7 protein-coding genes are annotated in these 13,059 nt (G+C 46.1%); 1 reads left to right on the top strand and 6 read right to left on the bottom strand.

What is annotated here, in order from left to right:
• Window positions 1-118: 118 nt before the first annotated feature.
• Window positions 119-538 (bottom strand): Uma2 family endonuclease, encoded by a 420-nt coding sequence (locus RMO55_RS09465; RefSeq protein WP_310426051.1) that lies wholly within the window; start codon window positions 536-538, stop codon window positions 119-121.
• Between the two features lie 221 nt (window positions 539-759).
• Window positions 760-3,288 carry a nitrite reductase large subunit NirB gene (gene nirB / locus RMO55_RS09460; RefSeq protein ID WP_310426049.1) on the bottom strand — a complete coding sequence of 843 codons (2,529 nt, stop codon included), beginning with the start codon at window positions 3,286-3,288 and terminating at the stop codon, window positions 760-762.
• Between the two features lie 247 nt (window positions 3,289-3,535).
• Between nirB and RMO55_RS09455 the strand changes: the two genes are divergently transcribed.
• On the top strand, window positions 3,536-4,276 hold the full coding sequence (locus RMO55_RS09455) for a PEP-CTERM sorting domain-containing protein (RefSeq protein ID WP_310426047.1): 741 nt from the start codon (window positions 3,536-3,538) through the stop codon (window positions 4,274-4,276).
• Between the two features lie 2 nt (window positions 4,277-4,278).
• Here RMO55_RS09455 and RMO55_RS09450 read toward each other — a convergent pair whose 3' ends face one another.
• The 4 genes from RMO55_RS09450 to RMO55_RS09435 all read right to left on the bottom strand — a co-directional run bounded on the left by RMO55_RS09450 (window position 4,279) and on the right by RMO55_RS09435 (window position 12,929).
• The gene (locus RMO55_RS09450; protein WP_310426046.1) at window positions 4,279-5,283 is read right to left on the bottom strand and encodes a hypothetical protein; all 1,005 of its coding nucleotides are present in this window, start codon (window positions 5,281-5,283) and stop codon (window positions 4,279-4,281) included.
• A 125-nt stretch (window positions 5,284-5,408) separates the two neighbouring features.
• On the bottom strand, window positions 5,409-6,758 hold the full coding sequence (locus tag RMO55_RS09445) for a folylpolyglutamate synthase/dihydrofolate synthase family protein (protein ID WP_310426045.1): 1,350 nt from the start codon (window positions 6,756-6,758) through the stop codon (window positions 5,409-5,411).
• 143 nt (window positions 6,759-6,901) lie between these two features.
• Entirely contained in the window at window positions 6,902-10,909 is a 4,008-nt protein-coding gene (locus RMO55_RS09440) for a DNA-directed RNA polymerase subunit beta' (RefSeq protein ID WP_310426044.1), read from the bottom strand.
• 145 nt (window positions 10,910-11,054) lie between these two features.
• Entirely contained in the window at window positions 11,055-12,929 is a 1,875-nt protein-coding gene (locus RMO55_RS09435) for a DNA-directed RNA polymerase subunit gamma (protein ID WP_310426042.1), read from the bottom strand.
• Window positions 12,930-13,059 lie beyond the last annotated feature (130 nt).

Here is a 13,059-nt window from a genome sequence, read left to right as displayed (position 1 = left end):
CGGACGAATCAGAACATCCCATTTAGGGAGTAGTGGGTTTCGTTCTAATCTTTTTTCCACCTCTTTCATTGCTGACTTATTGAGTGAAATACCTTTTTGATAAATCGTACTATTTAATTTAATAATAGGATGTAATCCTTTTCAGGTCATACTTGCTGCCCATGCCAGCATAACTGATGCACTTGTTAATTTTGCCCAAATCAGGAACTACTTTAATAAATCCTTTAATATCTACGCCTTCTAACCGCGATCTTTCGATCCAAGAAACATCAGGTGAAATCTTACCACCACCGATCGAGATAAAATCATAACCAGTTGAGAAGTCAAATACTCTCCCTAGTTTAGTTCTGTCATTCCAATTCCAAACTCTAGCCAATAATGTAACATTCTTTTCACCAGTTTCGCCACCTGTTGGAGCCATAACGATCAATTCGTGATTTCGGGTTAATTCTAGTCTGAGATCGGGGTTGTCGATACAGAGAAGATCGAATTGTTCTGGGGTGACGGTGAGGGTTGTATTGGCAACATTCAGCAGCAATGTTTATGCAAGAGTGGGCGCAGTAGCTATCATCATAAAACCTCTGGTGAATTACGGCGATTATCGATCGTAGGCTATGCCAACGAACATTAAATCAGATTTTAGATCGGCGTTGATTGAGGTAGGGGTAATGTCTTGTCGGTTTTTTATTATGGGGGAACCCCAGAATAAAACCGCCGCTTCATGAATTACCCCTACCTCAATCTCCTGATAACTTAATTTTAACGATCGATCGACAACAATTGTCTTTCATGCTCGAATACAGGACGTTTTTGTCCGCGCTCTTCGATTACCACGATATTCGGATCGGGTACATCAGTATTAACAAAGTGTTGGAACCGTTGCAGCTTAACTGGATCTTTGAGGGTGACATCCCACTCGCAGGCGTAGGTAGCTACTTGATGCGCCATTTCTGCTTCTAATTCCTCAGCAATACCGAGAGAATCGTTGATAATCACATCTTGGAGATATTCCATCCCACCTTCGAGTTTATTAAACCAGGTGGCGGTTCGCTCTAGACGATTGGCAGTGCGGATGTAGAACATCAGGAATCTGTCTACATACCGGATTAAGGTTTCTTTATCCAAATCGGCGGCGAGTAATTGCGCGTGTTGGGGTTTCATTCCACCATTTCCGCACACATATAGATTCCAACCTTTTTCGGTAGCGATAATGCCAAAATCCTTGCTTTGAGCTTCCGCACATTCGCGGGTACAGCCAGAGACGGCAGATTTGAACTTGTGAGGGGCGCGGAGTCCACGATAGCGTAATTCTACCTCGATCGCGAGACTAACCGAATCCTGTACGCCAAATCGACACCAGGTGCTACCGACGCAAGATTTAACAGTACGGAGAGCTTTACCGTAAGCGTGCCCAGATTCAAAGCCAGCAGCGACGAGACGCTGCCAAATTAGCGGTAATTGGTCTACCCTTGCGCCGAGTAAATCGATGCGTTGTGCGCCTGTTATCTTGGTGTACAGACCAAAATCTTTGGCGACTTGTCCGAGTACGATGAGTTTGTCGGGAGTGATTTCACCACCAGGGATGCGAGGGATAACTGAATAGGTACCATCGCGCTGAATATTGGCGAGGAATGAGTCGTTAGTATCTTGTAAACCGACGTGGGGTGCGTCGAGAATTTGGTCATTCCAAGCGGAGGCAAGGATCGAGCCGACGGCGGGTTTGCAGATTTCGCAGCCGCGTCCTGTACCATGTCGATCGAGTAGTTGTTGGAAACTGTGGATATCTTGCGATCGAACTAAGCTATATAATTCTTGACGGGAGAAGGCGAAGTGTTCACACAGGTTATTGTTAACTGCAATTCCGGCTTTTTTGAGTTCGGCTTTGAGTAAGTCGGTGACTAGGGGAACGCAACCACCGCAACCCATACCAGCATTTGTGCAGGATTTGACGCTACCGATATCACGCAATTCTTGTTCTTGAATTGCGGTGCAAATTTGTCCTTTGGTGACGTTATTACAGGAGCAAATTTGAGCGGTGTCGGGAAGTTGTTCTACGCCCATCGCCATCGATGCACCACTGCGGGGCGGTAAAATCAGATCCTCTGGATGGGGTGGTAATGCCATCTGATTTTGCATCAGTTGCAATAATGTACCGTAAACAGTCGCATCGCCGACTAAAATACCACCTAATAGACGGGTACCGTCTTCATTAACTACCAGCTTTTTGTAAGTTCCCGCGACAGCATCATCGATCGCGATGACTTTCGAGCCGGAAGTCTTGCCAAATGCGTCCCCAAAGCTGGCTACATCGATGCCCAATAGCTTCAATTTGGTGGACATGTCTGCGCCCGTGAAATTATTATCTTCGCTACCACACAGACGATCTGCGGCGACTTCTGCCATCCGATAGCCTGGAGCGACTAAACCGAATATTTGGTTATTGTATAAAGCACATTCCCCAATCGCATAAATATCAGGATCGGATGTTTGACAATTATCATCGATCGCGATGCCACCTCGGTCGCCTATTTTCAATCCAGACTGACGGGCTAACTCATCCTGTGGACGAATTCCGGCGGAGAAAACGATCGTGTCTGTCGCTAATTCCGTACCATCGGCGAACAGCATTTTAGACACCCTTCCATGTTCATCGGCGACAATCTCCGTCGTCGATTTACCTGTATGAATCCCAATCCCTAAATCTTCAATCTTCTGGCGCAATGTTGCGCCACCAGCATCATCTACCTGAACAGGCATCAGACGGGGCATAAACTCGACTACATGGGTTTTCAGTCCCAAATTTTGAAGCGCGTTGGCACATTCTAAACCTAATAAGCCACCACCAACAACCACCCCAACCTTACAGTCTTTAGCGTATGCTTCCGTCGCTTCCAAATCGCAAATCGTCCGATAGACAAAAGTACCAGGTAAATCATTCCCTTTAATCGGCGGTACGAATGGATAGGAGCCAGTAGCCAGCACCAGTTTATCGTAGCTAATTGTTACCCCTTTTGCAGATGTTACCGTCTTGTTGGCTCGATCGATCCTAATCGCTTTATCGCCAACATGTACCTCAATCTTATTATCTTTGTAAAAATCTGGTGCGACGAGCGAGAGATCCTCCGCCGTCTTCCCTGCAAAATAACCGCTGAGATTAACCCTATCATAAGCTACGCGTGGCTCCTCACAAAAGCAGATCAGTTCCCAATCTGCACCTTTTGCCGCCATCTGCTCTAGGAACCGATGACCGACCATGCCATTGCCGATCGTTACTAACCGTTTTGCCATGCCAATGATACCTATAGCTACTAATAAACCCGAGTCTATTATAGGCTATGTAGATTTGGTAATCTAGTTTGTCTCTGTTGATACATAACTGTCTGGCGTTGCTGAATTAAGGGCTGAAATAGGGGGACTGGGGGACTGGGGGATTGGACCGAGATAGTATCGTAGCTACTTTAGGGTATCCTACCTGTAAGAACGTCCAGTCTCAAGGATGCTTTTTCATTTATTTGGAAAATAGCTTTACCCGATTGTGAATATTAAATCTTTAGCTTTGACAACAAGCCTTGCTGTTAGTGGCGCGATTGCCAGCGGAGCGGCTACTCCAGCTAGTGCCTTTCGCATCTTCTTTAGTGAAGATATCGGTGCAAATGGTAGTGTCAGTGGCATTCCCAACTCGATCGATGAAGAAGCCCGTTTTCACCTTAATCTTAATGGTTTCGGTACTGAAACTTTTGAAAGTTCTCCTGATGGAATTTTACCGTTATCAACAAACGGTGTTCGCTCTAATCCATTAAATGGACGCTTTGCAATTTCAGGTACTAAATACTATGAAGTCCGCACAGGTGTTTACACAATTAATTTTGCCAATCCGCTTGCTGCTTTTGGATTTTATGCCACCGATATCGAAAACAAGGAAGGGATTACGCTGCAACTCAACGATCTCAACGATACACTTTTGACGATCGAGAGAACGATTACTTCTCCCGCAGATTTAGCAAATCCTCCCAGTGGTTCGGCACTTTATTATGGCTTAATCGCTGAAAATCCTGGTGAGACGTTTACTAGTATTAGAGTTGGGATGTCTCCTGTAAGCGATCCTAACAAAGCTAATGACAAATTTGGGTTAGACGATTTGACATTTGCACTTCCATCTCAAGTAAACTTTTCTGCTACAGCAGTTCCCGAACCTCTGACTATTATCGGGACTCTCATTGGTGGTAGTGCAGCATTCCGCATCAGAAAGAAACTTAAATCTAGCACTAAAATATAAATCTATACTTTCTCTAGATGTTGGAGCATAGATTTATAAAGCAAACGAACGCGCTGGGCTTGCTTGCTACCGATTGACGCATAATTATCCAACCCAGGCGCACCATTTACTTCAAGAATCCAATATTCTAATAATTCTGCCGCTGCATTCGCACAAATAATATCTACACCACATAGTTGCAGTCCTAAAATACGTGCAGCCGATATCGCTAAATCTCGGCAAGATGCATGTAGTGTTTCAGTAATATCGATCGCCTTACCGCCAGTAGACAAGTTGGCATTATCCAGCATCGATAGCGAATATTCTGGCAAGAGGACTGTGCTTTTATCGAATCCTTCCCGCGCTATTTTCCCCCAGATACCGAAGTCGTAAAAATCTATGTTGTTGCCCAGACTATTTTGTGTTTGAGACGTTTGTCGCTGTTGAATTAATAATTCTTCAATTGTCGATCGACCATCCCCTACAATAGTCAGCGGACATCTTTCATATGCTGCAATAATTTCGTCTCCAAACACAACAATTCGGTAATCTCTACCGATACAAGCTGCTTCAATTAGAATGACATCTGCAATCTGAAAAATTTTATTAGCAACTTTCCGTAATTCATCTTCGTCATAAACTTTGCGGACTAAAATACCTTGACTGAGATTATTCGGCTTGACAAATATCGGAAATCCCAGCGAGTTTGCATAAATACATGCTCGATTGATGTCACAAAAATTGCTGTATTTTCGGAGCTTAGGCAACAATCGATCGGCAAAAAATGTCTTTCCTATTGGTACGCTAAGTCCATATTTCGAGAGAAAGTATTTTGTATAACCTTTATCTCTGGCAATTTCAACAGCAGCAGCAGGATTGATGTTGAAACTAGTATTGCTAAACAGGTGTTTTTTACCATTTGAAAAGATAATTTCTCCAACAGCCCCAAAATCTCGATCGAGTTCTACAATTGCGCCAAGTTCAGCAGCTATTTCTTGTAATAATTTCGAGACGAATGGTGGTTGCATATAATAATTATATTTTGAATTAATCTAAAAACTAGTTAGTCCGCGTAGGCGGACTTTGCACTATAAGCTACGATTTCAATCGTCAGCACTTTTTAACCGATAAGTATCGGGGGATATATCAACTTCTAACCTGCCTGAATTATTAACTCATCTGCAGGATACCAATACTCGCGAATATCACCAACGAGATACAGAGAACCTGTTACCCAGATTAAGTCTTCAGGATTAGCTGCTGTCAGAGCTTTACTGATGGCTTCAATTGGATTTGATTCGATCTGAATATCTAGATTGGGAGCAATTTTAGCAGCTTCTACGGCGATAATTTCTGGCGATAATGGCTCCCAAATACCTTTCTTAAAAGCAGTTACAATCAGAATTGAAGCATTATTCAATGCATTTGGGAGGATATTCTGATAGTCTTTATCAGACTTGAGTGATAACACCACAATTCTCCGTCGATCGGTATAATTTTTATTAATTGCATCTTCGACTGCTCTAATTTTGCCAGGGTTATGCGCTCCATCAAGAATTACTAGTGGATGTTGTTGAATGCATTCCATTCTGCCAGGTAGAAATGCCTCTTTTAATCCATCGTATACTGCAGATTGTGAAACGCCACCTGTGAAGGCATGAACGGCGGCGACAGCACAAGCCGCATTCATTTTTTGAAAATCACCGCGCATTCCCAGAGAGATATCTTTATAAACACGATCGGTGAAAGTTAATTTAAAACTCTCTCCATCCTCTTCGATCTGGTAGTCGAAAGTTTGACCTAATTGCCACAGTGTCGATCCTTGCTCTTGGCATTTTTGGGCTACAATATTTTGAGTTGAAGGTTGAGTTAGTCCGCTAATAACAATTTGATTGGGCTTAATAATACCTGCTTTCTCTAGCGCGATTAACTCAATTGTATCTCCAAGAATTTCAGTATGATCTAGACCTACACTAGTAAGTACGGAAACATTCGATCTGAGAACATTTGTAGCATCTAGTCTTCCGCCCAGTCCAACTTCAATTACAGCTACATCAACTTGCTCTTGTTGAAATAGACGAAATGCCAAGGCAACTTTTACTTCAAAAAAGCTGGGGCAGCCAAACATATTTTCTCGCGAAACTTCTTGGATTGCTGCTTTCATGAATTCGTAATTTTCAGATAATTTAGAGGTTGCAACCATCAGGTTGTCAATCTGATAACACTCATTTATTACCTGCAAATATGGGGAAATATGTAAGCCTGTTTTATAGCCTGCTGCTGTGAGAATAGTCGCCACCATTTTGGAAGTCGATCCTTTTCCCGCAGTTCCCGTGATATGAATCGAGGCAAAGGAGTCTTGCGGGTTTCCCAGTAAATTTAACAGGTGTACAATCCGCTCCAATTTCATATTATTCTCTTTGCTAAAATGCACTTTAGGCATCAGCAAAGCAAATTCACTTTCAAGTTTGCGGTACTCAGACAAGATCTCATCTTTGTTCATTACTTAGCTGTTTTTTATTAATTTATAGTTTTCTAATACTCAAAAATAATGGTAGAGGCAATTCATGAATTGCCCCTACCATTATTTTCGGGTCGATCGAACGTTAAGAAAATCCGGTTAATCTTCTTAACTTATCATGATGATTATGAATAATCATCCTCTTCTTCTTCATCGGTGTTAGCAGGTTTCCAATCATCGTCTTCTTCTTCATCGTTGCCAGCAGCAGATTTGACTGTATCACCGTAGAGTCCAGCAAATTCATCTTCTTCTTCCTTGCTCGAAGGCTTGACGATCGATAACCCACTGAGACTAACATCATCGATCTCGTAACTTCTGGCGGTACGATCGTCGAGAATCATGTCCTCGTCGGTGCCAATCATGCCTTCATAGGCACCATACATGCCTGGAGAGCCGTAGTCATTGTCCATAATCGGGCTGGAGAAGTTTGAGTCCTCATAGGCGTTGAAGCCTGTACCAGCAGGGATTAAGCGACCGATGATCACGTTTTCTTTCAAGCCCCGCAGCCAGTCAGATTTACCTTCGATTGCCGCTTCAGTCAGTACCCGTGTAGTTTCTTGGAAACTTGCGGCAGAGATGAAGCTGTCAGTGTTCAAGGATGCTTTGGTGATCCCCAGCAACATGGGGGTGTATTCGGCTGGAGCTGCGCCTGTAATGGACATGGCTTCATTTACCTGTTCGACTTGGCGCAGTTCTTGAAGTTCGCCAGGGAGCATCGTGGTGTCGCCACCGTCATCGATGCGGACTTTGGAGGTCATCTGACGGACGATTACCTCGATGTGTTTATCGGAAATTTCCACCCCTTGGGATTGATACACCGATTGCACTTCATTTACCAAGAAGGCTTGGGCTTTTTGGAGGGCGAGTAGAGCTGCTTCAAAGACACCATTTTCCTCGCGGAAGTGGTTGAAGTAAACCTCTAGAATCTCGTGAGGGTTTAACTGTCCATCGGTGAGCAAATGTCCCGCTTTAACGACGTTACCATCCGATACTAGCAAGTTTTGACCAGGGCCGAGGAAGTATTCTTCCACTGCACCACTGTTGTCGATCACTTTGATTTCGGTGGGTTCGTTATCGTCGTTATAAATAACGGAAGCAGTACCATCCCGACGATTGAGGATACAAGGCTCCTTGGGTTTCCGCGCTTCGAGTAGCTCCTCAATCCGTGGTAAACCTTGGATAATATCTCCAGTTTTCGATCGTTCGTACACCAGTAACACTAAGTTATCGCCCCGTTGGACGAGATCGCCAGTGTCGATATGGAGTATCGCTCCAGGCGATACTCGATACGGACGAGAGATCCGCAACACAACTCGATCGTCAGTTACTTCGACAACTTGACCAGAGTCAGGGCTGGCGATGCCTTCAGCGAGTTGGCTACCTGCCACCACCAATGCGCCAACTTTGACGGTTGGTGCGGCACCCTTGATGTCAATGCTGACTCGATCGGTATCGCGAACGACTAATACCCGTCGGACAGATTCAGCCCCCTGGCGAATTCCGCGTACTTCACCATGATGTTTACAACGAATCTCCGTCCGTGCGACGACAGCACCAGGAGCAATATTTTGCCCATCCGTGACGAGAGCCTCGGTATAAGTGCTACCACCCAGGTTGTCGCCTGCTGTATCGCGACGAATTGTCAGCGATTCGAGAATTACTAGTTGGAGCCGGAGTTCGCCAGTTTCTTCATCTTTTGTCAGTTCGATATCCGCAGCGAGTTGAGGAGAGCTGGTAGATTCCATTTCCAGCACCAATTGGGTGCGGAGGAGTTCGACACCATCGACGGATTTGACCCGTTCGCCATCTTTATAAGGTACGCGCTGCACCGCACGGAGTTCGATCGTGCCTTGAGCACCCGCACGATTGACGGATACTTGGGAGGGGAGATTGGGTTCATCGGGAACTTGATACTCCACAACTGGACGGACGAGTAAGGCAGAGCCTTCTGGGGTTTCGACGTATTCGAGGTACCGCAGTTCGGTGAGCGGTTCGAGTTCGGGAACGGGTTTATTGCCAGGATAGCAGATGGTACCAGTTACAGATTGACCTGCTTCTGGATCGTCGAGGAGATGTAATTCGCCTGGTTTAATGGTGATTTCTCGCAGAATGTCATTTTTCTGGACGACTTCAATAATTCCACTGATGCCGCAGAAGATATCGCGAATTACTTCGGTACCTGCTTCGACATATTGTCCATCCTCGACATTGAGCAGAGAGATGTCTTTGTTGACTTCGTGGGATTCTTCGGGTATCCAGAGGATTGTTCCACCTTGAACGACCTCATAGCCCTGTTTGGCTTTACCTTTCTTCTGGACATCTAACCCCGCAAATTTGACAATACCACCCGTGCGGGTGCGATAGCGATCGTCGATTAGTTCGGCAACAGCGGTACCACTTTGGACTTTGGTACCTGGAGTGGTGAGGAGTTGGAAGCGTTGGTTTTCGTCGGTGACGATCGAGTATTGTTCGCGTCCGCTCTCGGTATCGACTTCAACTTTAGACCTGTCGAGTGATACTGATGCCGTGATAATATCAATTTCCCGCTCGCCGCGCAGTCTGACGACACCACCGCTGACGGAGATTAACCGCGTTTCAGCTAGTACGCCATGTTCGGCAATGATATCGCCGTTTTTGACCATTGGCTCGGCACCAGGTGGTAAGTTGTAGACTTCCCCTGAGAGTACCCAAATCAATCCACCCCGTTGAGCGATCCGCGTCATGTTTCCTTGACGATCGGTTTTCTCTTCCGGTACGATATCCGCGAACAAGACTTCACCAGCGAGATCGGCGGCTACGTCTTTGGTTGCTTTCTCGGTGGAGCGTCCACCTTTACTGAGGGCGATTTCTGCTAACAGATCGCCAGTTTTGACTTCCGCGCCATCGGCGACGAGCAAGAGCGAACCAGGGGTGAGATTAAAGACTTTTTTCTTACCTTTACCTTTGGGATCGAGGACTAGATCGCCGTTTACTTCCACTTGTTCGCGATCTTCACCATGCTTGGTTCGGACGGAACGAACGCGGAGATTCAGGAACTTGACGGTACCATCATGAGGGGCGCGAATTTGTTGTTCGACTTCTCCTGTAAATACTCCACCCGTGTGGAATGTCCGCATCGTAAGTTGGGTACCTGGTTCACCGATCGATTGCGCGGCGATAATTCCGACAGCTTCACCTAAATCTACTAGGTGTCCGTGGGCTAGACTCCAACCATAACACAACTGACAGACAGAACGTGCTGCTTCACAGGTGAGTGCCGAGCGAGCAAAGACGGATTTAACATCAGCCTTGGTAATTGCCAAGATCGTATCTTCGTCGAGCTGTTGGTTGCGGCTGGCGATGAGTTCTTTGGTTTCGGGGTGGAAGACATCGGCCGCTAATACCCGTCCGTGCATCCGACTACCGAGGGAGATCAGGATTCTGTCTCCATCTTTCATTGCTTCGACGGTCAAGCCGCGAGTCGTACCGCAGTCATGTTCGCGGACGATCACGTCTTGGGAAACGTCTACTAAACGACGAGTTAGGTACCCAGAGTCGGCGGTACGTAGGGCAGTATCTACGAGTCCTTTTCGCGCACCGTAGGAGGAGATAATGTACTCGGTTACGGTTAAGCCTTCTTTAAAGTTGGTCTTAATTGGTAAATCGATGATTTCCCCTTGAGGATTCGCCATCAATCCCCGCATCCCTACGAGTTGGCGGACTTGGGAGAGGTTTCCTCGCGCCCCAGAAAACGCCATCATGTAGACGGAGTTGAGCGGATAATTTTCGCGGAAGTTAACTACCACTTGATCCTTGAGGCTTTCAGAAGTGATGTTCCAGGTATCGATTACTTTTTGGAACCGTTCTACTTCGGTGATTTCGCCACGGGTGTATTTCGCTTCAGTTTCATTAATAGTATTTTCCGCCGCTTCGAGCATATCCTTCTTGATGGGAGGGATTTTCAAGTCATCGATACTAATCGACACGCCCGCTCTGGTCGCAAATCGGAAACCTAATTCTTTGAGTTTATCCGCCATCTGCGCTGTTCTGGCGGTACCGTAATGGCGGAACGACCAGGTAATCAGTTTTTTTAACTGACCTTTATCAACCATGCGGTTGTTAAATACGATTGGCTTTCTCTCTTTTTCGCTCATGATCTAGGCTTTAGGTGTTAGGTATTAGGCTTTAGGAACTAGGCTTTAGGTATTAGGCTTTAGGGATTAGGTATTGGGTATTAGGTTTGGGTCACTTGCTAATTGTTTCGCATGTGCCTAAAGCCTAAAGCCTAACGCCTAACGCCTACACAGAAAGGACTTCCTGAATAGTCTTGTTGTAAATAATTCGTCCTGGTGTGGTGTAGATATACTGAGAGAGAAATTCGCCTGTGCTGGTTTCGCGAACGCGACGGTATTTGTAGAGTTTGGTGATGGTACCATCGACACCTTCGATCGTTTCTAGCGGCTCTAGTTCGGGATCGTCGGATTCCATTAAGCCGTCGTACCGTACCCAGATAAAGCTGTGGATATTGAGTTCGGCTCTGTCGTAGGCGCGGATCGCATCTTCTAAATTCGCGAAATATCGATCTGTTTCAGCCAGTGCTGGATTTCGGGCGGTGAGGTAATAACAGCCTAATACCATATCCTGGGATGGCGCGACGATCGGCGAACCCGTTGCTGGTGAGAGAATGTTGTTACTCGCCAACATCAGCAGGCGTGCTTCTGCTTGCGACTCTAGGGAGAGGGGAACGTGGACCGCCATTTGGTCTCCGTCGAAATCGGCGTTAAATGCCGGACAGACCAGAGGATGGAGTTGGATGGCGCGACCTTCGACGATAATTGGTTCAAAGGCTTGAATCCCCAAGCGGTGCAATGTTGGTGCCCGATTTAGCATGACTGGGTGTCCAGCGATGACTTCTTCGAGGACATCCCAAACGGTTGGATCGCCCCGTTGAATTAGTTTCTTGGCGGCCTTAATATTATTGACGAGGTTATTTTTAATTAAACGATGAATGACGAAGGGTTGGAATAATTCGATCGCCATTTCTCGCGGTAATCCACACTGATGAATCTTCAGTTTTGGACCGACGACGATAACGGAACGTCCAGAATAATCTACCCGTTTACCAAGTAAGTTTTGACGGAATCGGCCCTGTTTACCTTCGATAATATCGGAGAGGGATTTGAGGGCGCGGTTGTTGGCTCCAACTACGGTTCTACCACGTCTACCGTTATCGATTAGGGCATCGACGGCTTCTTGTAGCATCCGTTTTTCGTTACGGACGATGATTTCTGGAGCGAGGATTTCTTGCAATCTGGCGAGACGATTATTCCGGTTGATAACGCGGCGATAAAGGTCGTTTAGATCCGATGTTGCAAATCTACCACCATCTAATTGCACCATCGGGCGCAAGTCGGGGGGGATGACCGGAATATAACTCAGAATCATCCATTCTGGACGGCTCCCAGTCGCGATGAAGTTGTCGATGACCCGTAGGCGTTTGATTAATTTCGCCCGTTTTTGCCCTTTAGACTCGCTGATTTGTTCGCGGAGCTTTTCAGCTTCTTCTTCTAATTGGAGGTCTTCTAGGAGCCGTTGAACGGCTTCTGCGCCAATTCCCACTTCCACACCTTCGAGTTCGGAATCTTCACTATAGATCCGTTCTTCGATTTCTAACCATTGCTCTTCAGTCAATAGCTGTTTGTAACCGAGGGTATCATCGTTACCCGCAGCTAAAACGACATAGGAGTTGAAGTAAACAATCTGCTCGACATCCCGCAGGGGCATATCTAGCAAAATACTTAGATAACTGGGAATCCCCTTCAGGTACCAAACATGGGACACTGGCGCGGCTAATTTAATAAAGCCCATCCGGTGACGACGCACGCGGGATTCAGTTACTTCTACCCCACACCGTTCGCAGACAATCCCGCGATGTCGCACCCGCTTGTATTTTCCACAATGACATTCCCAATCCTTCGCTGGGCCAAAAATTCGCTCGCAGAATAACCCGTCCATCTCCGGCTTCAATGTCCGGTAGTTAATGGTTTCAGGCTTGGTAACTTCACCTACTGGCGTTCCATTGGGGAGAGTTCTAGAACCCCAATCGCGGATGCGATCGGGCGAAGCAATCCCAATCTTAACGTAATCAAACTTAGTTTCTAGCTTTTGACGCATAATCTAGGGGATAGGGTATAGGGGATAGGGTATAGGGATTGGAGGGTTTAGAGGGCAGGACATAGGCTTGAGGATTTAGAGTTTAGAGTTTAGGATTTAGCGAGTAATAGACATTTTCTATTCCCTATCC

The sequence above is a fragment of the Chamaesiphon sp. VAR_48_metabat_135_sub genome (assembly GCF_031418915.1).
Lineage (GTDB): Bacteria > Cyanobacteriota > Cyanobacteriia > Cyanobacteriales > Chamaesiphonaceae > Chamaesiphon.
The sequence above is the reverse complement of the archived record's forward strand: the minus strand, read 5'-3'. Positions and strand labels throughout refer to the sequence as shown.